The organism is Streptomyces sp. NPDC056883, assembly GCF_042788835.1.
GTDB lineage: Bacteria > Actinomycetota > Actinomycetes > Streptomycetales > Streptomycetaceae > Streptomyces > Streptomyces stoeckheimensis.
Genome location: NZ_JBHUBS010000005.1, coordinates 382,395 through 402,384 on the forward strand (window position 1 = coordinate 382,395; position 19,990 = coordinate 402,384).

21 protein-coding genes are annotated in these 19,990 nt (G+C 72.5%); 6 read left to right on the forward strand and 15 right to left on the reverse strand.

The window, feature by feature from the left end:
- Positions 1-88 precede the first annotated feature (88 nt).
- Positions 89-1,276, forward strand: coding sequence for a lipase family protein (locus ACFRU2_RS16455; RefSeq protein ID WP_382972413.1), 1,188 nt, complete (start codon positions 89-91; stop codon positions 1,274-1,276).
- 55 nt (positions 1,277-1,331) lie between these two features.
- On the opposite strand, the gene ACFRU2_RS16460 is transcribed toward ACFRU2_RS16455, so the two are convergent.
- On the reverse strand, positions 1,332-2,936 hold the full coding sequence (locus tag ACFRU2_RS16460) for an alpha/beta hydrolase (protein WP_382972415.1): 1,605 nt from the start codon (positions 2,934-2,936) through the stop codon (positions 1,332-1,334).
- A gap of 108 nt (positions 2,937-3,044) precedes the next feature.
- Here ACFRU2_RS16460 and ACFRU2_RS16465 point away from each other — a divergent pair, with 108 nt between their 5' ends.
- Entirely contained in the window at positions 3,045-4,916 is a 1,872-nt protein-coding gene (locus ACFRU2_RS16465) for a protein kinase (RefSeq protein ID WP_382972417.1), read from the forward strand.
- A gap of 65 nt (positions 4,917-4,981) precedes the next feature.
- Here the strand turns inward: ACFRU2_RS16465 and ACFRU2_RS16470 are convergent, their stop codons facing one another.
- The gene (locus tag ACFRU2_RS16470; protein WP_382972418.1) at positions 4,982-6,865 is read right to left on the reverse strand and encodes an AMP-dependent synthetase/ligase; all 1,884 of its coding nucleotides are present in this window, start codon (positions 6,863-6,865) and stop codon (positions 4,982-4,984) included.
- A 209-nt stretch (positions 6,866-7,074) separates the two neighbouring features.
- Here ACFRU2_RS16470 and ACFRU2_RS16475 point away from each other — a divergent pair, with 209 nt between their 5' ends.
- Positions 7,075-7,662, forward strand: coding sequence for a DinB family protein (locus ACFRU2_RS16475; protein ID WP_382972420.1), 588 nt, complete (start codon positions 7,075-7,077; stop codon positions 7,660-7,662).
- A gap of 49 nt (positions 7,663-7,711) precedes the next feature.
- Here the strand turns inward: ACFRU2_RS16475 and ACFRU2_RS16480 are convergent, their stop codons facing one another.
- From ACFRU2_RS16480 to ACFRU2_RS16495, 4 genes are all read right to left on the reverse strand, one after another.
- On the reverse strand, positions 7,712-8,434 hold the full coding sequence (locus ACFRU2_RS16480) for a hypothetical protein (RefSeq protein WP_382972422.1): 723 nt from the start codon (positions 8,432-8,434) through the stop codon (positions 7,712-7,714).
- The gene (locus ACFRU2_RS16485) at positions 8,434-8,610 is read right to left on the reverse strand and encodes a hypothetical protein (protein WP_382972424.1); all 177 of its coding nucleotides are present in this window, start codon (positions 8,608-8,610) and stop codon (positions 8,434-8,436) included. The genes ACFRU2_RS16480 and ACFRU2_RS16485 overlap by 1 nt, the downstream gene beginning before the upstream one ends.
- A gap of 114 nt (positions 8,611-8,724) precedes the next feature.
- Positions 8,725-9,591 carry a helix-turn-helix domain-containing protein gene (locus ACFRU2_RS16490; RefSeq protein WP_382972426.1) on the reverse strand — a complete coding sequence of 289 codons (867 nt, stop codon included), beginning with the start codon at positions 9,589-9,591 and terminating at the stop codon, positions 8,725-8,727.
- 584 nt (positions 9,592-10,175) lie between these two features.
- A complete protein-coding gene (locus tag ACFRU2_RS16495) occupies positions 10,176-10,901 on the reverse strand; it encodes a GNAT family N-acetyltransferase (protein ID WP_382972428.1) in 726 nt (241 codons plus the stop codon).
- Positions 10,902-10,972: 71 nt separating this feature from the next.
- On the opposite strand from ACFRU2_RS16495, the gene ACFRU2_RS16500 reads away from it, so the two are divergent.
- Positions 10,973-11,551, forward strand: a complete 579-nt coding sequence (locus ACFRU2_RS16500; protein WP_382972429.1) for an O-methyltransferase — start codon at positions 10,973-10,975, stop codon at positions 11,549-11,551.
- 14 nt (positions 11,552-11,565) lie between these two features.
- On the opposite strand, the gene ACFRU2_RS16505 is transcribed toward ACFRU2_RS16500, so the two are convergent.
- Positions 11,566-12,228, reverse strand: coding sequence for a DUF6461 domain-containing protein (locus ACFRU2_RS16505; protein WP_382972431.1), 663 nt, complete (start codon positions 12,226-12,228; stop codon positions 11,566-11,568).
- Positions 12,229-12,326: 98 nt separating this feature from the next.
- Between ACFRU2_RS16505 and ACFRU2_RS16510 the strand changes: the two genes are divergently transcribed.
- Positions 12,327-12,794 carry a hypothetical protein gene (locus tag ACFRU2_RS16510; protein WP_382972433.1) on the forward strand — a complete coding sequence of 156 codons (468 nt, stop codon included), beginning with the start codon at positions 12,327-12,329 and terminating at the stop codon, positions 12,792-12,794.
- Positions 12,795-12,863: 69 nt separating this feature from the next.
- Here the strand turns inward: ACFRU2_RS16510 and ACFRU2_RS16515 are convergent, their stop codons facing one another.
- The 7 genes from ACFRU2_RS16515 to ACFRU2_RS16545 all read right to left on the reverse strand — a co-directional run bounded on the left by ACFRU2_RS16515 (position 12,864) and on the right by ACFRU2_RS16545 (position 19,011).
- Positions 12,864-14,249 (reverse strand): dicarboxylate/amino acid:cation symporter, encoded by a 1,386-nt coding sequence (locus tag ACFRU2_RS16515; RefSeq protein WP_382972435.1) that lies wholly within the window; start codon positions 14,247-14,249, stop codon positions 12,864-12,866.
- Positions 14,250-14,390: 141 nt separating this feature from the next.
- Positions 14,391-14,498 carry a putative leader peptide gene (locus tag ACFRU2_RS16520; protein WP_323182336.1) on the reverse strand — a complete coding sequence of 36 codons (108 nt, stop codon included), beginning with the start codon at positions 14,496-14,498 and terminating at the stop codon, positions 14,391-14,393.
- A gap of 183 nt (positions 14,499-14,681) precedes the next feature.
- Positions 14,682-14,954, reverse strand: a complete 273-nt coding sequence (locus ACFRU2_RS16525; protein WP_382972437.1) for a DUF4229 domain-containing protein — start codon at positions 14,952-14,954, stop codon at positions 14,682-14,684.
- Positions 14,872-16,632 carry a hypothetical protein gene (locus tag ACFRU2_RS16530; RefSeq protein WP_382972438.1) on the reverse strand — a complete coding sequence of 587 codons (1,761 nt, stop codon included), beginning with the start codon at positions 16,630-16,632 and terminating at the stop codon, positions 14,872-14,874. Before ACFRU2_RS16530 ends, ACFRU2_RS16525 begins: the two co-directional genes overlap by 83 nt.
- Before the next feature lie 40 nt (positions 16,633-16,672).
- Entirely contained in the window at positions 16,673-17,209 is a 537-nt protein-coding gene (locus tag ACFRU2_RS16535) for a GNAT family N-acetyltransferase (protein WP_382972440.1), read from the reverse strand.
- Between the two features lie 104 nt (positions 17,210-17,313).
- Positions 17,314-18,477 (reverse strand): aminofutalosine synthase MqnE, encoded by a 1,164-nt coding sequence (mqnE, locus tag ACFRU2_RS16540; RefSeq protein ID WP_382972442.1) that lies wholly within the window; start codon positions 18,475-18,477, stop codon positions 17,314-17,316.
- Positions 18,478-18,555: 78 nt separating this feature from the next.
- On the reverse strand, positions 18,556-19,011 hold the full coding sequence (locus tag ACFRU2_RS16545) for an Lrp/AsnC family transcriptional regulator (protein ID WP_243340137.1): 456 nt from the start codon (positions 19,009-19,011) through the stop codon (positions 18,556-18,558).
- A gap of 130 nt (positions 19,012-19,141) precedes the next feature.
- Between ACFRU2_RS16545 and ACFRU2_RS16550 the strand changes: the two genes are divergently transcribed.
- Positions 19,142-19,276, forward strand: coding sequence for a hypothetical protein (locus ACFRU2_RS16550; protein WP_266905748.1), 135 nt, complete (start codon positions 19,142-19,144; stop codon positions 19,274-19,276).
- Here the strand turns inward: ACFRU2_RS16550 and ACFRU2_RS16555 are convergent.
- Positions 19,273-19,977, reverse strand: a complete 705-nt coding sequence (locus ACFRU2_RS16555; protein ID WP_382972444.1) for a UbiX family flavin prenyltransferase — start codon at positions 19,975-19,977, stop codon at positions 19,273-19,275. The two genes, ACFRU2_RS16550 and ACFRU2_RS16555, sit on opposite strands and share 4 nt — an antisense overlap.
- Positions 19,978-19,990: the final 13 nt, after the last annotated feature.

The window sequence follows — 19,990 nt, forward strand, 5'->3', positions numbered from 1 at the left end:
AGCTGTGCGGTCAGCGACGTTCCTACCGGTCGGTCACTACCTTCTCCTCACCTACCACCCCCACCCGGACCCTTGGGAGAGCCGCCCCATGCGCATCCGAAGCTCAGCCCTCGCCGCAGTGGCCGCCCTGGCCCTCTCCGCCGCGATCCCCGGCACGGCCGACGCCGCCGACGCCGCCCAGGAGAGCATCACCACCTCCGGGGCCGCGGAGACCGCCGCCCGCCCCGGCGACATCGTCAGCAGCGCGCCGTCCGCGTTCCACCCGCTGCCCGGCCAGCCGACCAACACCAAGGCCTGGAAGATCCACTACAACTCCACGACGGCCGACGGAGCCCCGAACGTCGTCTCCGGCACCGTCATCGTCCCGCAGGACGGCCGCACCGGCCCGCGCCCCCTGATCACCTACGCCGTCGGCACGGTCGGCCTGGGCGACTCCTGCGCGCCGAGCAACAACCTCCCGTACGGCACCGCCATGGAGGCCAACCTCATCCAGCAGCTCACCCTGCGGGGCTGGGCCGTCGTCGTCACCGACTACGAGGGCCTCGGCACCCCCGGCGTGCACACCTACACCGTCGGCCCCTCCGCCGGCCACGCCGTCCTCGACGCCGCACGCGCGGCCACCCGCCTGCCCGAGGCCGGGCTGGCGGCGACGACGCCCGTCGGCATCATGGGGTACTCCCAGGGCGGCCAGGCCAGCAGCTGGGCCGCCGAGCTGCAGGGCTCGTACGCACCGGAGTTGCAGGTCAAGGGCACCGCGACGGGCGGCGTCCCGGCCGACCTGTTGAAGGTCGCCGACTTCAACAACGGCTCCTACGGCTCCGGCCTCATCTTCATGGCCGCCGCCGGCCAGGACGCGGCCTTCCCGGAACTGAAGCTCGACTCCTACCTCAACCCGGCCGGAAAGGTCCTGGTCGGCGCCATGAAGGACAACTGCGTCGCGATCGACGCCATCGCCGGCTCCTTCAAGCGGATCTCCGACCTGACCACCCGCAACCCGCTCGCGCAGCCCGACTGGCAGGCCCGCCTGAACCAGAGCAAGCTCGGGCGCACCGCCCCGGCCGCGCCCGTGTACCAGTACCACGCGCTCGGCGACGAGCTCATCCCGTACGCCGTCGGGAGCCGGCTGCGCTCCGACTGGTGCGCGCGGGGCGCGAACCTCGAATTCGACACCATCTGGATCGGCGAGCACGTCAGCGGCGTCATCACGCAGTCCCTGGCCGTCGGCAACTGGCTCGCCGACCGGTTCGCGGGCCGCTCGGCGCACCCCAACTGCTGACCGGGCAGAGGCTGTTGCTGCCGCCCCGTCCGGGAGGGAGCCGCGCTGCGCGGTCTCACTCCCCGGCGGGGCAGGAGCGCGTCCCGGAGGGCAGCCGGCCGTCGACCAGGAAGTGGTCCACGTACCCCTGCACGCAGCGCGAGGCGTCGTACCCGGTGTGCCCGTCGCCCTTGTAGTCCACGATCACCGTGTTGCCGAGCCGCTCCGCCGTCTCCTCCGTCCACTCGTACGGGGTGGCCGGGTCTCCGCGCGTCCCGACGAGCAGGATCCGCGGGATCCCGGCGGGGCGGTCGATCCTGCGGATGAAATCGGTGCCGGCGGGGCGCCCGTAGCAGGCCAGCACCGTCATCAGCTGGCGCGGCCCGAAGATCGGCGAGGCGGCCAGGAAGACCGGCTGGAGCTCCTCCAGCTCCTGCGCGACGGCCACCGGGGAGGCCTTGGCGGCGCCGCGGTCCGGGTCGTCGGCGCAGTTCACGGCGACGAGCGCGGCGGCCGCGTTGTCGGCGGGCACGGCGACGGCGCCGGCCGCCTCCTCCCGGGGCGGCGGCGGGTCGTCCGGTCCGCCGAGCTGCATCAGCCCCACGGGGTCGCCGCCCTTCTCGACCAGGGCGAGCGCGTCCGCGAGGTCGGGCCACCACTTCTGCGAGTACAGGGCGATCCCGATGGCGTCGGCCACGTCCTGCCCGGTGAAGCGCAGTCCGCCCTCACCGGTCAGCGGCGCTGCGTCCAAGCGGGTGACGAGGGCCCGGACCTTCTCCTTGGCGGTACGGGTGTTCGTGCCGTAGACGCAGTCCTGCCGGTGGGCGCACCAGACGAGGAAGTTGTCCAGCGCCCGCTGCTGGCCGACCGCCGACAGCAGGGCCTGCTCGCCGAGCGGCTCGGTGAGGGTGTCGACCCCGTCGAGGGCCATGCGGCCGGTGTGGCGCGGGAACAGCGCGGCGTAGACGGCGCCGAGGCGCGTGCCGTAGGAGAACCCGAGGAAGTCGAGCTTGTCCTCCCCGAGGGCCTGGCGCAGCAGGTCCAGGTCGCGGGCCACGCTGACGGTACCGACGTACGGGAGCACCGGGCCGGAGTCGAGCGCGCAGCGCCGGGCGACGGCGCGGAGCGCGGCGAGCTCGGCGGCGGGCCCGGTGGGGGCCGCGCCTCCCTCCGGGGCGCCTCCTCCACACGTGATGGGGGCGCTGCGGCCGACGCCGCGGGGGTCGAAGGTGACGAGGTCGTAGCGCTTGTTGAGCTCCGCGAAGGCGTTGGGGTCGGCGGCGAGGGTGGAGATGCCGGGGGCGCCGGGGCCGCCGAAGTTCAGCACGAGGGAGCCGAGCCGCTTGCCGCCGGGCGCGGTGGCGGGAAGCTTGGCGACGGCGATCCGGAGCGTGCCCTCGCCCTTGCCCTTGCCGGTGCCCTTGCCGTTGCCTTCGTAGTCGAGCGGCACGGTGAGGGTGCCGCAGCGCATGCCTGCGGGCACGGGCTTCTCGGGGCACTCGCCCCACTGGATGCCGGCTCGCGCAGGCTCGGGCGCAGGTGCCGGACCGGGCACGGCGGCGAGCAGGGCGCCGGCCAGGGCGGTGCCGACGACTCCGGCGCCTATTCGGGTACGAGCCCGCGAGGGCGAGCCGGAACGGGAGCGGGATCGGGATCGAGATCGGGAGCGTGAACGGTGCACTGCACCCTCCTGGAGCGGCCCCCCGGACCAGTCAGCTCACCATAAACGCGCCCCGCACGACCCGCCCCGCGAACATAATCGGATCCGGGCGAGTGAGGGGGCGCGCGCATGCGCGAGCGGGACGTGCTGGTCGAGCGGTACGAGCTGACCGGGTTGCTGGGGCGGGGCGGCTTCGGCGAGGTGTGGCGGGCCTTCGACACCCGGGTGCGCCGGACGGTGGCGGTCAAGATCGGACATCCGCGGTCGGCGGAGGACCGGGAGCGGTTCGCCTCCGAGGCGCACCTCGCGGGCACCCTCGTCCACCCGTGCATCGCGGCCCTGTACGACTACGGCGAGGCGCAGTACGAAGGACGTCCGCTGGTCTACCTGGTCATGGAGCTCGTGGAGGGGGAGACCCTCGCCGCCGTCCTGCTCCGCGGGGTACCGCCCACGGCGTCCGCCCTCGTCTGGGCCCGGGACGTCTGTGAGGCGCTCGGGGCCGCGCACGAGCGGAACGTGGTGCACCGGGACATCAAGGCCCTGAACGTGATGATCACCGGGTACGGCGGTCCGGGCGCGCGCGCGGGCACAGGTTCGGCCACGGCCACGGCCACGGCCACGGGCCGCGCGAAGGTGCTCGACTTCGGCATCGCCAAGTACCTGCACCAGCCCGGCCTCACGGCCACGGGCTACGTCATCGGCTCGTTCGAGTACATGGCGCCGGAACGCCTGCTCGGCGCCCCCTCCGTCGACGGACGGGCCGACCTCTACGCCCTGGGCTGCCTCCTGATGCAGCTGCTGACGGGGCGGCTCCCCTTCCCCGCGGGGGAAATCGAGGCGCTGTCCTACGCGCACGCCCACACGGCGCCGCCGCTGCCCAGCTCGCTGCGGCCCGGGCTTTCCCCCGGGGCCGACCGGCTGGTGCTGGACCTGCTCGCCAAGGACCCGGCAGGGCGGCCGGCCGGAGCCCCTGAGGTCATCGACCGGCTGAACGCCCTGATCCGCGGGGACGAGGAACCGCCCGCCGCCCGCGATGCCGCCGACCGGACCTCCACTGACCCGCGCAGGCCTCGCGACGGCACCCGCCCTGCTTCGCCGCAGGACACCGCGCGCCCGGTCCTCGCCGCGCGGCTCGACCGGATCCTGGCCTCGGGCCGCACGGGCGCCGGACCGGCCTTCGTACGCCAGCTCGACCTGCTGATCGGCGACCTCGGCGACACCCTCGGCGCCGACGACCCTCTGACCGCCGAGGCCGGCTACCACCGTTCCATGTACCTGTGGCAGTCGGCGGGCGACCCGACGGAGCTGGAACGCGTGCTCCCCCGGCTGCTGGGCGTCCTGGGCCCCGAGGACCGGCGGACCATCGACGTGCAGGCGGTGCTGGCCGGCCATGCCGCCGCGCGCGGGCAGGTCGACGGCCGGCCGTGGCTCCCCGTGCTCAGGGAGGTCATCGAACGCTCCACCCGAGTGCTGGGCGCCGACAACGCGATCACCCTGATCGCCCGGCTGGACCTCGCGGGGGCCATGGACCGCGAATACGACGGCCGTGCCCGGCCGTTGGCCGCCCCGCGGGACCGCACCCCGGAGCAGTCGGCCCGCCGCCGGGACCTGCTCGCGCCGCTGCTGCCCGACCTGGTGCGGGGCCTGGGCCCGGACGACCCGCGGGTCCGCGAGGTCACGCTGCGGCTGGCCCTGGACAGCTACGGCCTCGGCGCGTACCGCGAAGCCCTGCCGTACTACGAGGAGTTGCTGCCGAGCAGCCCCGCCGGCCTGGTGAGGACCCCCGTGAGCCTGCGGATCCAGCACGCCCACTGCGTCGCCGAGTCCGGGGACCCGCGGCGTGCGGTGGCCCTGCTCGACGCCGTGCGCGAGCTCCTGTACACCCGGGGGGACTCCCAGTCCGCCCAGTGGGACAAGCGGGCGCGCGCCCTGCGGTCGGACGCGAAGAAGATGCAGCGGCAGCAGGGCGGGGGCGGCCTGCGGGGCCGACTCCGCGGCTGACCCCGGCCGCGGGCCCGCCCCGGGCGGGGCCCTGCCTCGGGCCCGGGCCGCCCCGGGCCCGCCCGTCAGGGCCGCCGGTACAGCGCCTCGATCTCCCGCGCGAAGTCCCGCGCGACCACGCCCCGCTTCAGCTTCAGCGAAGGCGTCAAGTGCCCCCGCTCCTCCGTGAAGTCCCCCTCCAGCACCGCGAACCGCCGGATCGACTCCGCCCGCGACACCAGCCGGTTCGCCTCGTCGACCGCCCGCTGGAGGTCCGCCCGCAGGTCCTCGTCGTCCACCAGCTCCCTGATCGGCACACCCACCCTCTTGCGCATCTGCCGCCAGTGCTGGAGCCCTTCCGGTTCCAGGGTGATCAGCGCGGTGACGTAGGGCCGGTTGTCGCCGACCACCATGCACTGGCCCACCAGCGGGTGGGCCCGCAGCCAGTCCTCCAGGGGCGCGGGGGCCACGTTCTTGCCACCGGAGGTGATGATCATGTCCTTCTTCCGCCCGGTGATCGTCAGGTAGCCGTCGTCGTCGAGCTCCCCGATGTCCCCCGTGGACAGCCACTGCTCCCCGCCCACCGCCACGCCGCTGTTCCAGTACCCGGCGAACACGTGCGGGCCCCGCAACAGCACCTCCCCGTCGTCGGCGATCCGTACCGCCGTCCCCGGCAGCGGCCACCCCACCGTGCCCAGCCGGGGCCGCAGCGGCGGGGTGACGGTCGCGGCCGCGGTCGTCTCCGTGAGCCCGTAGCCCTCGAAGACCTCGATGCCCGCGCCCGTGTAGAAGGCGGCGAGGCGCCGGCCGAGCGGGGAGCCGCCGCTCAGGATGTACCGCACGCGCCCGCCCAGTGCCGCCCGGATCCGCCGGTACACGAGCGGTTCGTACAGGGCCCGGCCCAGCCGCAGGCCCAGGCCCGGCTGCTTGCCCTCCACCAGCTCCCCGAAGCGGCGCGCGATCCGCGCCGCGCGGTCGAAGGAGGAGGCCCGGCCCATCTTCTCGGCCGTCGCCCGGCCGGTGTTGTAGACCTTCTCCAGGACGTACGGGATCGCCAGCAGGAACGTCGGCCGGAAGCCGGCCAGGTCGGCGAGGAGGTCCTCGCCGCGGATGCTCGGCGCGTGCCCCAGCTTCACCCGCGCCCGCATGCAGCCGACGGCCACCATCCGCCCGAAGACGTGCGACAGCGGCAGGAAGAGCAGGGTCGAGGCCGGGTCCTTGCTGACCGACTTGAAGACGGGGTGCAGCAGCTCCACCGCGTTGTCCACCTCGGCGAAGAAGTTGGCGTGCGTCAGCACGCACCCCTTGGGCTGCCCCGTCGTCCCGGAGGTGTAGATCAGCGTCGCGACGGACTCCGGCGCGCACCCGGCCCGCCGGGCCGCCACGACCTCGTCGGGCACGTGCTCCCCGGCCTTGACCAGCCGGGCCACGGCCCCGGTGTCGAACTCCCAGAGGTGGCGCAGCCAGGGCAGGTTGGCCCGCTCCGAGCTGATGATGCGCGCCTGCGCGGTGTCCTCGACCGCGCAGGCGACGGCGCCCGAGTCCTGGATGATCCAGCGCGCCTGGATCGCGGAGGAGGTCGGGTACACCGGTACGGTGATCAGCCCGGCCGCCCAGCCCGCGAAGTCGAGCAGGGTCCACTCGTAGGTGGTCCGCGCCATGATGGCCAGCCGGTCGCCCGGCCGCAGCCCCTCGGCGATCAGCCCCTTCGCGACGGCGAGCACCTCGCCGGCGAACTCGGCGGCCGTGACGTCCCGCCAGGTCCCGTCCCGGTCCTTGCGGGCGAGTACGGCTTCCCCCGGGGCCTGCCGGGCATTGTCGAAGGGGATGTCCCCGAGGGACCCGTGGACCGGCACCGGTGCCAGCGGCGGCACCCACACCTGGCGCACCCGCCCCTCGATCACGGTCTTGACGGGCTCGACGAGTTTCGGGGAACTGACGACCCTCACCAGGCTCGATTCGGCGGTCACGGCATGCCTCCCTGGCCGGACGGAGTGTTACCGCCGGTAATTTACTTAGCGGTAACCACCCTGAACACCCCTGCGCCCGCCTTTTCACCGTTGCTCCACGGCACGCCGCCCACACCCCCACCTCACGCGCACTCCCGCCCCTCCCACAGATGCCGCGGATGTCACGGAAAGTCGATGCCTGAAGATCATCCGTCCGGAAGACTGTCCCCATGACGCTCCCCGACCCGAACCCCAAGGCCGACCTCCGCTTCTACCTCCAGTCGGCCCGCGAGGCGCTGCTCTGGAAGCTCGAAGGCCTCTCGGAGTACGACGCCCGCCGCCCGCTGACCCCGACCGGCACCAACCTCCTCGGCCTGGTCAAGCACGCGGCCACCACGGAGCTGGGCTACCTCGGCGACACCTTCGACCGCCCCTCCGGCGAACCCCTCCCCTGGGTCGCGGAGGACGCCGAACCCAACGCGGACATGTGGGCCACCGCGGACCAGTCCCGCGCGGACGTCGTTGGCCTCTACCACCGCGCCTGGGCACACGCGGACGCGACGCTCGACGCCCTCCCCCTGGACACGATCGGCACGGTCCCGTGGTGGCCGAGCCACGACAACAAGCTCTCCCTGCACCACGCCGTGGTCCGCGTCATCGCCGACACCCACCGCCACGCCGGCCACGCCGACATCCTCCGCGAACTCCTCGACGGAGCCGTCGGGATGGAGAAGTCCAACACCAGCCTGCCGCCGGAGGACAAGGCCTGGTGGGAAACCCACCACGCCCGCCTGGAACAGGCGGCCCGGGAGGCCTGAGCAGCCCAGGGGGTCGACGCGGGCGGGGGCGTCCACGCCCGATCCAGGCCTAGCCGGCTTTCCAGACGGTCACCGTGACCAGGAACTCGGCAGGTCCGAACACGGCGGTGACCGTCAGGGAGCCGAGGCGGCCCTGCGTCGTCGTCAGGCAGATCGTGTCCCCCGGCCGGACCTCGAGCGTGTGCTCCACCGGCTGCCCCTTCGACGCGGCGCAGTCCTGGCGGCCGGGCGGCTGCGTCCCCTTCCACGCCACGAGCGCCGTGCCTTCGATCGCGCCGGGGTGGCAGTCACAGCTCAGGCCGATGTCACCGGGTATCCCGGGCTCGGGCTCGTCCCGGTCCAGCCACCAGCCGCTCGGCCCGCCGTTGCTGGAGAGCCTCAGGTCTCCCTTCCAGTGCACCTGCGGCGCCTGCGGCACCTGGGCCGGTTTGGACGGCTTCGGCGGCGACTTCGACGGGGCGGGGACGCTCGATGGGGCGGATGGCACGGGGGAGCCGGAAGGCGGCCGGCCCGGAGGCGGCGACTGCCCCGACGCCGGAGGAACGGACGGGGACCCGGACGGGGACGGGGAGCCGGGCGGGGACGTCGCGGCGCCGCTGCCCGCGCTCCCGCTCTGGCCGACCTCGGTGATGTCGCGGCCGGCACACTTCGCGCCGGTGTTGCAGTTGTTCTGCGTGCCGACCTTCGTCTCACCGCACGCCGGCAGGGCCAGAAGAGCGGCGCCCAGTGCCAGCGCGGCACACCGGGCGGCTCCCGCCCGGGCCCTTCTCATCACCCCTTCTCATTGATGTCGCGGCCCGCGCACTGGGATGCGTTGCTGCAGTCGTTCTTGACGTCACCCTTGTCGGAGTTCGTCAGGAGCATCGCCGCCGCGGTGATCAGCGCGGCAACGATTGTGGCCACCGCCGCCAACACCGCTATCCACTGATTCCTGGTCAAAGCAGCCATGATTCGTCCTCCCCCTCAGCGGCCTTCAACGAGTGGAGCACTGTCCGAAACGCCCCTGCCGTACGGATGGTTCCCATATCCCGTACATCCAGGGCAGGTTCGGGCCGGAGCCGCTCAGGCCGCCGCGGCGACGGGCGGGCAGGCACGGCAACGGCCCGGCTCCGGGGCTCTGAAAGCCCGGTCACAGCCGTCGCAGTTCTGGAGCGGATCCGGGCGCCGCCGGTCCCCCGCCACCCCCGCCGGCGCCTGCCGTACGGGAGGCAGCGGCGGCGGGAGCAGCGCCCGGAGCCGGTACTCCAGCACGGAGGCGGCGTTGCGCAGCGGCTCGGGGAGCCCGGCGGACAGCGCCCGCTCGATTCCGGCGGGGTCCACCCCCCGCTCCAGCCAGGCCGATACGGCGGGAGCCAGCCGCGCGATGTCCCGCTCGGAGAGCAGCAGCCGGGGATCACGCCGCCGCAGCCCGGCGAGCAGCCAGGCGGCCTCCAGGGTGGGGCCGGGGGCGGGGGCCGCGGGGGCCGCCTCGGCGTCCGGCTGCGGCTCGGGCTGGGGGGCGGGCTGGGGGTCCGGGCCGGTCGCCGGATCCGGGGCTGGGGCCGTCTCCCGCTCGGCCTCGGGCTCCGGCCCCGCCTCGGGCTTCGGGTCCGGGGAAGGCGCGGCCTCCCCCGCGGCCTCCACCTCCTCCTCGACCCGCGACGGCGGGCGAGGGGGCGGGGTGCCGTCGGAGGGGGCGCCGGGCTTGTCGTACGAGTAGGTCCGCGTCACCACGCGCCCGTCGCCCAGGCGTTCGCGGCGCCGCTCCAGGTACCCGTGCCGCTCCAGCTCCCGCAGGGCTGCGCCGAGGCGGATCTCGCCCTCCGGGAAGCGGGCGGCGAGTGCCTTGATGCCGACGGGCGCGCCGTCCGGCAGTGACTGGATGTACGCCGCGACCCCGATCGCCGTCGCCGACAGCGCGCGGTGCTGGAGGAGGTGGTTGCCGACCACGGTGTAGTGAGTCGTGTGCCCCGTGTTGACGTGAATGACGCCGGATCGGGGGATCCCGGGACGAAGCCGGGACCAGGCGCGCGGAGGCGCGCTAGGGTGCTCAAGAGCCATGGGGAAGGTCTGACTTCCTGCTTGGTCAGGCCCTCGACCGGGATGCCAGTCCCGCCGGGGGCCGTCTCATGTCTGCTGTTGTGGTCGGGGCGAGCATATGCCCGGCAACTGGTACGAAATCCAGCTCAGTTGGCAGAGTTCACCCGACCGAGCGACAGAGCCCGCGAGCGGGCCGAACGCGGGCCGGTTGGGTTGGGTCGGTTGGTTTTTTCTCCCGGTTCTTTGGGTCCTTATGCGTCGGGCGCCGCCGGACAGCGGAGCCCCGCGACCCGGGTGTCGAGGCGGACCTCCGCCCACGCCACCTTCAGCGGCGCCGGCCCCGCGCTCCGTGAGTGCCTCGACCAGCACGATCCCGCGCCCCGCGTCGCGGATCCCCGGGATACGGCATGCACCCCGAGTTCGGCGATGATCTGCGCGGGAGCCTCGAGCTCTTCGCCACCCGGCCCGGCGGCCGAGGGGAACCACCAGTCCGCTCAAGCGAGCTCGATGCTCAGCTGGAAGCCCAGTTCCTCGAAGCCCAGGGCGGCGGCCACGCGCCGGGAGGCGGGATGGCGTGCGCGCCACTGCGGCAGCAGCCCGGCGGCGAGGGCATGGGCGGCCGCCGCCGAGCCGGTCACCCGCGCCAGCCCCAGCCCCCGCGCCTCCGGCGCCGTCAGCACGCCGACATGTGCCGCCCGTCCCGGCCAGGCCCGGTATCCCGCAGCGGCAACCACCCGGCCGTGCCCGTCGCGCACGGCGAACGCGGGCGAGGTGATCTCGTCGAGGGCGGCCTCACCGGCGTCCTCGGAGCCGGCCGCCCGCTCCAGGCCCCGTACGTCCGGATGGACTGCCGGCAGCTGTTCCACCGTCAACGCGCGCGCCTCCACCGGCCGGAACCCGGACGGGGACACGTACGCCAGCGCCGCCGGCCCGAGCATCCGAGCCACCGGAAGGACGTCCCGTACGGCAACACCGTCCACGACGACCTCCACCGGCAGCCCCTCCAGCGCCTTACGCACGACCCCGGCGGCAGCGTCGGTCGGCGCCGTCACGATCGCCGAGCCGCCCAGAGCCACCACCCCGACCCACCCTCCCGGGCACAGCCCTGACCGCGGGGAGACCACCACGTCCACACCGCCCGGCGGCACGAACGACACCGGCACCCGGGCCAGTTCCGCCCAGACCTCACGGGCCCGCATCACCAACGGATCCATCGACATGTCCCCCACCCCCGCCCCGCCCCACCGGGAATTGCCTTGCCCGGCCGCCACGCCCCTCGGATGATCTCCGCATGGACGATACGCCGACCCAACTCCCCATCACCCTGCCCGTGTTGCGCGCCCGAGCGGCCGACGCGGGCTTCACCCTGTCCAGCGAGGACCGCACGGGTAGCCTCCTGGCGGCGCTCGCCGCCGGGCGGCCCGGGGGCCGGATCCTGGAGCTCGGTACCGGTGTGGGCGAGGGCACCGCCTGGCTGCTCAGCGGTATGGACGGTGCCTCCCGGCTGACCACCGTCGAGCTCGACGCCACCGTCCAGGCCGTCGCCCGGGAGGAGCTGGGCGCCGACCCGCGGGTGACGTTCGTGGCCGGGGACGGCGGGACGTGGCTGGAGGACTTCGACGGCGCTCCCTTCGACCTCGTCTTCGCGGACACCTGGCCGGGCAAGTTCACCCACCTGGACCGGGCCCTGGAACTCGTGGCCCCGGGCGGGACCTACCTGATCGACGACCTCCTCCCCCAGCCCGGCTGGCCACAGGACCACAAGGCCTCCGTCGAACGCCTCCTGGCCGAACTGGACGCGCGCGAGGACTTCCGGTGCGTCCGCCTGGCCTGGGCGAGCGGCCTGCTGATGGCGGTGCGCACGGCCTGACGAGGCCGGCAGGCCTAGCCGATGGACTCCTCGCGCACCTCGCCGGTCACATACACGGCGTCCCGCAGGAGCGCCTCCGTCACCCGGACCCCCGTGAGCCGCTCGGCGAGCGCGAACACCGCCGCCTTCTCGTCCACTTCGGGGTCCGGGTCGCCCGTCGGGTTCAGGCCGAGCTCGTCCATCACGGAGTTCAGTGCGTCGGGGGTGCTGCCGGTGCGGTCCGCCGGGAACTCGAAGGTCGTCCTCAACTCGCCGTCCTCGTACCAGTGGAAGAAGTCCATGGGCTTCCCCCCGTTGCTCGTGTGCGAGACGGCGCGCGACCCGGCGGACAAGGCCTCCATGAACCGCGGCCGCGTCCCCACGTCGCCGCCGAACTCCAGCACGAGGGTCCAGTCCCCTCCCTCGCCCGGCACGGTGAAGGCTCCCGCGAGGAAGGAGTCGGGCGAGTACCCGTACGCGTCGAGGAGCTCCGTGTGGTCGAAGACCAGGCCGTGGAAGCCTTCGCAGACGCCCCGCTGCTCGGCCTCCACCACCTCCAGCACCTCCGCGGGCGAGAGGCCCCGTACCAGCGTCAGGGTGTACCCGCCCTCCAGCGCGTACGCGAACAGCGAGGGCGAGGCCCCGATCCAGCTGTAGTCGGCGGCGGTGGCTGGGGCGTGGGAAGCGGCTGCGGTCATGCCGCACATTCTTCCCGCACCCACCGACACCGTCCTGACGCCGTCCTGACTCCGTCTTCGGGCTGTTCGGGCGCGGGCGCGTGTGGTGGGATGCGGGCATGGAGGCTGTGCTCGCCAGCTTGATCGCCGTCGTGGGAACCCTGTTGGGTTCGGTCGTCACCTTTGCCGTGCAGCGCCGCACGAGTGCGCAGGCGGAGGCCTTCGCCCGTTCCCAACAGCTGCGACAGGAACGCCTGACGGCGTACAGCGCCTACGCGGGCGCGGTGACGGCGCTCAAGCAGGTCACGGTCGCCCTCTGGTTCCGGCTGCAGGAGGCCCCCGACAGCCCGGAGACGCGCCAGGCCTTCGCGGAGTGCGACCGGCTGGGCGCCGCCACGGAGAACGCCCAGTTCCACGTCCGACTCCTCGCCAAGGACTCCGTGCTCGTCGCGCTCGCCGCCTCGGCCTTCGATGCCGTCGCACCCCTGCGCACCGCATCCACGAAGGCCGAACTCGCCCTCCGCGAGCAGGACCTGCAGGACGCCCTCACCGCATTCATGACCGCGGCCACCACCCAGCTCCACTGATCCGCCCGCGGAAAAGCCGCAGCCCCCGCCCGGACGGGGGCGGAGGCTGCGGCGGTTGAGCGGCGAGGCTCAGGCGGTGACGAGGACCTTCGCCGGGTCGGCGTCCGCGGAGTCGGACGGGGCGGGGACCTCGGCCGGGGCCGGCTCGTCCAGGAGGGAGGAGGAGGCGGTGGCGTAGGCCACCTTGTCCAGGATGCCTTCGCGGGCCGCGACGATGACCGGGACCAGCGCCTGGCCGGCCACGTTGGTGGCGGTGCGCATCATGTCCAGGATCGGGTCGATCGCCATCAGCAGGCCCACGCCCTCCAGCGGGAGGCCCAGCGTGGAGAGGGTCAGGGTCAGCATGACCGTGGCGCCCGTCAGGCCGGCCGTGGCGGCGGAGCCGACGACCGAGACGAAGGCGATGAGGAGGTAGTCGGTGATGCCCAGCTGCACGTCGAAGATCTGCGCGATGAAGATCGCGGCGAGCGCCGGGTAGATCGCGGCGCAGCCGTCCATCTTGGTGGTCGCGCCGAACGGGACGGCGAAGGAGGCGTATTCCTTCGGGACGCCGAGGCGTTCGGTGACCTTCTGGGTGACCGGCATGGTGCCGACCGAGGAGCGGGAGACGAAGGCCAGCTGGATGGCCGGCCAGGCGCCCTTGAAGAACTGGAGCGGGTTGACCTTGGCGACGCTCCACAGGAGCAGCGGGTAGACGCCGAACATCACGAGCGCGGAGCCGACGTACACGTCGACCGTGAAGGTGGCGTACTTGCCGAGCAGGTCCCAGCCGTACGTGGCGATCGCGGTGCCGATCAGGCCGACGGTGCCGATCGGGGCGAGGCGGATGACCCACCACAGGGCCTTCTGGAGCAGCTCCAGCACGGACTCGGCGAGGTTCAGCACCGGCTGGGCCTTGCTGCCGAGCTGGAGGGCGGCGATACCGGCGACGGCGGCGAGGAAGACGATCTGCAGGACGTTCAGCTCGGTGAACGGCGTGATGATGTCGGTCGGCACGATGCCGGTCAGGAAGTCCAGCCAGGACCCGTGGCGCTTCGGCAGCTTGCCGTCCTGCGGGGTGAGGCCGGTGCCGGAGCCCGGGTTGGTGAGCAGGCCGATGGCGAGGCCGATGGCCACCGCGATCAGCGACGTGATCATGAACCAGAGCAGGGTGCGGGAGGCGAGCCGCGCGGCGTTGTTCACCTTCCGGAGGTTGGTGATCGACACCAGGATGGCGAAGAAGACGAGCGGGGCGACGGCCAGCTTCAGGAGCTGGACGAATATGTCGCCTATCTGCTCCAGGGTCGTACCGAGCCAGCTGATCTCCTGGCTGCGGGAGACCCAGCCGAGCAGCACGCCGAGCACGAGGCCGGTGACGATCTGTGCCCAGAAGGGGAACGTGAGCGAGGACTTCTTCGCCGGGGCGGGAGCCCCTGCGGGGGCCTCTACGGCAGGGGTCTGCGGTGACGCGGACACGGGCACTCTCCGGGTGGTTACGCGGTTACGCGGTTTCTGCGGTGGGGTGGTGGTGCGGTGCGGCAGCACCCGGAAAAGCCAAGAGCCGGGCGGGCGGGACCGCTGCTGTGCCAGAGCTGGTCGCGGAACTGGTCGCGGGACTCAGCGACAACAGCAACAGGCCGCGGACGCGCGGCGGCAGAGGTCGACGTGCAGGCGCGCCACGAGCGGAACGCTCGGGGTCATCTGGTGCGCGGCTGTCGTCAACATGTTGAACACGCTAACACTTCACCTTTGGGAATCTCAAAGCCTCCCTTTGGGATAGCCGGTTCACCCCGGCCCGGAGCGGGCCGGAAACCCCTGCAAACCCCCTACGAACCCCCGGAAAACGCCGAAAGCCCCGGCATCGCGGGCGTTGAGCCCGGAGCCGAGGCATTTCGGTGTGTGATGAAGCTAACTGGCGCGCGCGGCTTCGTCGACCGCGTCGTCCTCCTGGCTGCGGTTCGCGGCGAGCTTGTCCTTCGCGCCCGCGACGCGTCCGGCGATGACCGCGGACATCTCGTCGCGCTGCTTGCGCAGCAGCACGAAGGAGAGCGGTGCGGAGATCACGAGGGCGAGCAGCACGACCCAGGCGGGGTTGGCATCACCGAGACCGGAGGGCACCCAGCCCAGCCGGACCAGACCGGCGACGAGGACGAGGCACCCGACGAAGATCCCCAGGCGCATCGCGGTGTAACGGATCGTCGCGCTCGGCTTGAGGGACACGGTGACCCCTTCTCTCTCGTCGTGGTCGTACGTCGGCTCGTGCCCGTCCAGTGAAGCACGACGCGGTCATCCGCAGGGCTGGAGGGGGGGCATCAACGGGCACAAGCCGCAGCGCGGACAGCGGAACCTTGAGTGCGGCCTTCTCCCGCGGATCCCACAGAACGGCCGTTCCGCCGGCGTCGCCGAGCAAGAGGTAAGGACGTACGGGGTCCAGCGCGCCCCCGTCCACGGGCACTTGGGCCACGTCCTTGACCGGACGGACGCAGACCCACTCGGGCTTGATCCCGTAGTAGCGGCTCGGGGTCCTCCCCTCGGCCGCCGCGAGGACCGCTTTCTGCCCGGCCGCCGCGGCCGACACGAAGGCCAGGCCGACCACACCGGCCATCAGTGCGTAGACGCTCACGAACGCGACGGCGGTGTACCCCACCCAGCTTCCCGTGATCATGCGGTGCGTATGGCGCATGTAGCCGAGAACGGCGGGGGCGATGAGCAGGACCAGCACCGCGGCCAGCAATCTGAACGTCGCCAGGAGGCGCATCGCCGCCGGGACCTCGACGTCCTCCATGTCCACGTCGAAGGCGTCCAGGTAGAAGGTGGGCAGCGACAGCCCGAGGCCGGGGAACAGACCGGGCAGGAGGGCCAGGAGCGCCGGCAGCAGCCAGGGCAGGGTCAGCGCCCACCGCGACTGCCGCACCCAGAGCCACACCCCGGTGAGCACCAGGTAGCCGAAGCCGATCCCGATCACCACGAACCCGAAGCCCAGCCGTCGGTCGGGGGCCGTCGCCACGGCAAAGGCGCCGAAGGCGGCCGCCAGCAGGGGTGCGCTGCACCCCAACGCCAGGAGCTTCGCGCCGGAGAGCTCGGGGAGCACCCAGCGGGCGATCATGAGCGCGGCCGCCATGGCGCCGAGGAGGAACGGCAGCGGGGGCACCACCGACCAGAGCGGCCCGGCGCCCCACAGCCCCGCCGTCCAGGCGCCGCACACCAGCCCGACCAGTGCCGGGAACCTCATCATGGCCATCCGCCGCGAGGGACCGCGCCGCAGGGGCCAGACCGACGGCGGTGGCGGCGGTGTCACGTCCATGGAGCGGCGTACGGCGACCTCGGCCGCCGGCCCGGGCGCCGCGGGCACCCCCGGCAGCGACCTCGCCGCGAGGACCAGGGCCTCCTCCTCGCTGCCGGCCCGCACCTGACGGCCCGTGTCCCGGCTGCCCAAGGTGCGGGCGGCCCAGGCCGCCGCGCTCGCCCGCCACCGGCCCGCCCGGGTCCGCGCCGGCTGCTCCCCGGCCGCCGGGGGCCGGTACACGTACCAGACGGGCAGGTCCACCGGATCCCGCTCGACGCACTGCACCGCCTCCACGACGAGGTCGAGCACCAGGCGGTCGGATATGACTTCGAGGTGTTCCCGGGCGGCGGTCGACGCCCGGATCGCCGATCCGGGGAACCTGACCTCGACCGTGTACCGGCAGTCGGCCTCCCCCCGGGGCCCGGACGCCTGTTCCTCGCGCCGGTTCAGCACCGGCCAGCCCCGCGCCTGCAGTTCGGCCTCGAACAGCGTGGAGTCCGTGGAGGTCCCCTTCAGCACCACCAGCGCCACGGCCCGCTGGTCCCAGCGCTGCCCCGATCCCGTCACGCCCACCCTGGCCTCCCCCTGTACGCCGACCGGCGAACCGTACCCGTCAGCCCAGCGGCAGCAGCATCGTGATGTCGTCGCGGTCGTCCCCCGGGGCCACCCGGATCGCGTCGGGGACGCGGCCGACCTCCTTGTAGCCGCAGGCGGCGTAGAAGTGCTCCAGGCCCAGGCCGCCCCGGCAGCCGAGGCGGACCGCCTCGACGCCCTCCATCGTGCGGGCGGCGTCGGCGACGGCCTCCATCAGCGCGCGGCCGGCGCCGCGGCCCTGGAGGGCGGGGTCGACCATGACGGTGTAGACCCAGACCCAGTGCCGCTGCAGCCGGTGCTGGTTGGGGGCGATGACGGCGGTGGCGCGCACCCGGCCGGCGGCGTCGCGCCCGACGAGCAGGCGGCTGCGGCCCTCGGCGACCGCGGCGAGGTGCTTGTCGACCTCGGGGCGGATGTCCTCGATGACGACGGGCGGTACGAACCCCACCGCGCCGCCGGCGTTGCTGACGTCGGTCCAGAGCGCGGCGAACTCTTCGGCCAGGGCGGGGTCGAGGGCGGGGTCGACGACCGGGTCGAAGGTAAAAGTAAGGGTCATTGGGCTAGATTAACCATTACTCCACCTCGTGCGCAAAGGGCCCCGGCCCCCCACCTGGGGGGACCGGGGCCCAGAGCGTCAAGAACCAGAAGACAGGACGGGCGTCAGAGCCGCATCGCCTGCGGGGTCTCGCGGAGCTCCGCGTCCGGGCCGGGGTACTCGCGGATGATCTCGTAGCGCGTGTTGCGCTCGACCGGGCGGAAGCCCGCCTCGCGGATCAGTTCCAGCAGGTCGTCGCGGCCCAGCTTGTTCGGGGTGCCGTAGTTGTCCGCGTCGTGCGTGATCTTGTACTCGACGACCGAGCCGTCCATGTCGTCCGCACCGTGCTGGAGGGCGAGCTGCGCCGTCTGCACGCCGTGCATCACCCAGAAGACCTTCACGTGCGGGACGTTGTCGAAGAGCAGGCGGGAGACCGCGAAGGTCTTCAGCGCCTCGGCGCCCGTCGCCATCGTCGTGCGCGCCTGGAGCTTGTTGCGTACCTTGCCGTCCTTCATGTCCACGAAGTCGTGCTGGTAGCGCAGCGGGATGAAGACCTGGAAACCGCCGGTCTCGTCCTGCAGTTCGCGCAGCCGGAGCACGTGGTCCACGCGGTGGCGCGGCTCCTCGATGTGCCCGTAGAGCATCGTCGCCGGGGTCTTGAGGCCCTTGGAGTGCGCGAGGCGGTGGATGCGCGACCAGTCTTCCCAGTGGGTGTTGTGGTCGACGATGTGCTGGCGGACCTCCCAGTCGAAGATCTCGGCGCCGCCGCCGGTGAGCGACTCCAGGCCCGCCTCGATCAGCTCGTCCAGGATGTCGGAGGCCGACATGCCGGAGATCGTTTCGAAGTGGTGGATCTCGGTCGCCGTGAACGCCTTCAGCGAGACGTTCGGCAGCGCCTCCTTCAGCGCGGAGAGCGAGCGCGGGTAGTACCGCCACGGCAGGCTGGGGTGCAGGCCGTTGACGATGTGCAGCTCGGTGAGGTTCTCGTTCTCCATGGTCTTGGCCAGGCGGACGGCTTCCTCGATGCGCATCGTGTACGCGTCCTTCTCGCCCGGCTTGCGCTGGAACGAGCAGTAGGCGCACGAGGCCGTGCACACGTTCGTCATGTTGAGGTGACGGTTGACGTTGAAGTGGACGACGTCGCCGTTCTTGCGCGTGCGCACCTCGTGGGCGAGGCCGCCGAGCCAGGCCAGGTCGTCCGACTCGTAGAGGGCGATGCCGTCCTCACGGGTCAGCCGCTCGCCGGAGCGAACCTTGTCCTCCAGCTCACGCTTGAACCCAGCGTCCATGCCGGTCCTCTCCTCTGTCCTCAAATCCGTGCGGTACGTGTGCCCCACAACCGCGCCCCAACCGTACTCTCAGCGCCCTCAGGCTTCCTCCGGCAGGCCCCCGACCCGGTTCTCCCACTTGGTGGAGAGCACGATCGTCGTGCGCGTGCGCGAGACGCCCTTGGTGCTGGAGAGCTTGCGGATGATCCGCTCCAGCCCGTCCACGTCACCGGCCCGGACCTTGAGCATGTACGAGTCGTCGCCGGCGATGAACCAGCAGTCCTCGATCTCCGAGAGGTCGCGCAGCCGGCGGGCCACGTCCTCGTGGTCCGCGGCGTCGGAGAGCGAGATCCCGATCAGCGCCGTGACGCCGAGGCCGAGCGAGGCCGCGTCCACGGTCGCGCGGTAGCCGGTGATGACTCCGGCCGTCTCCAGCCGGTTGATCCGGTCGGTGACGCTGGGGCCGGAGAGGCCCACGAGCCGGCCCAGCTCGGCGTACGAGGCGCGTCCGTTCTCACGAAGTGCCTGGATGAGCTGCTTGTCCACCGCGTCCATATACCTGGAGCCTTCCATTATTCGGCAATCCCTCAAGTTTACGTATAGAATCTAAGGTGCACAGGGTCGACACCCTGTGAATCTTTCAACAGATCAAAGACGATCTGACAATTTTCAGGAGTGGTTCACCGTGTACACGATCGAGATGGCCTACGCGCACATGCGACAGCTCCAGGAGCTGGCCAACCGATCCCGCACCGACCAGCCCGTCGCCGCACACCGTGTCGACAAGATGCGCAAGCCGGGGCGCGCCAAGAAGCGCTAAGCGCCACCGCTCGCCTCCCGGGCCCTCCCCACGACGGGAGGCCGGGAGCCTCCGAGCTCCCCTTCCCACCGGCGGTACAGCCCGTGCGGCACCCTTGCCGCGTCGAGCACCCGCCCCGCGACGAAGTCCACCAGATCCTGGATGTGCGTCGCACCCGCGTAGAACGCCGGAGAGGCGGGCAGCACCACTGCGCCCGCCTCGTCCAGGCTCACCAGATGCTTCAGCGTCTGCCCGCTCAGCGGGGTCTCCCGTACCGCCACCACCAGCCGGCGCCGCTCCTTGAGCGTCACGCTCGCGACCCGCTGGAGCAGGTCCTTCGACAGCCCGAGCGCCACCCCGGCCACGCAGGCCGTGGACGCGGGCACGATCAGCATCCCCTTCACGGGGTACGAGCCGCTGCTCGGTCCGGCCGCCAGATCCCCGGCCGCCCAGTGGCGCACGCCGTCCAGGTCCGGGCGAGCGAAGGTCGCGGGCTTGCCGTCGGCGCCCCGTTCCAGCCACTCCCCCAGGTCGTCCCGCCAGTGCGCGTCGCGGAAGGCGATCCCCGTCTCGTCCAGCAGCGTCAGGCGCGAGGCCCGGCTCACCACCAGGTCCACGCTCTCGCCCGCCGCCAGCAGCCCACGGATCACCGCCGCCGCGTACGGCGTCCCGGACGCTCCGGAAACCCCGACCACCCACGGGGTGCGCTTGCGCTCAGTCATACCTCCGAGACTA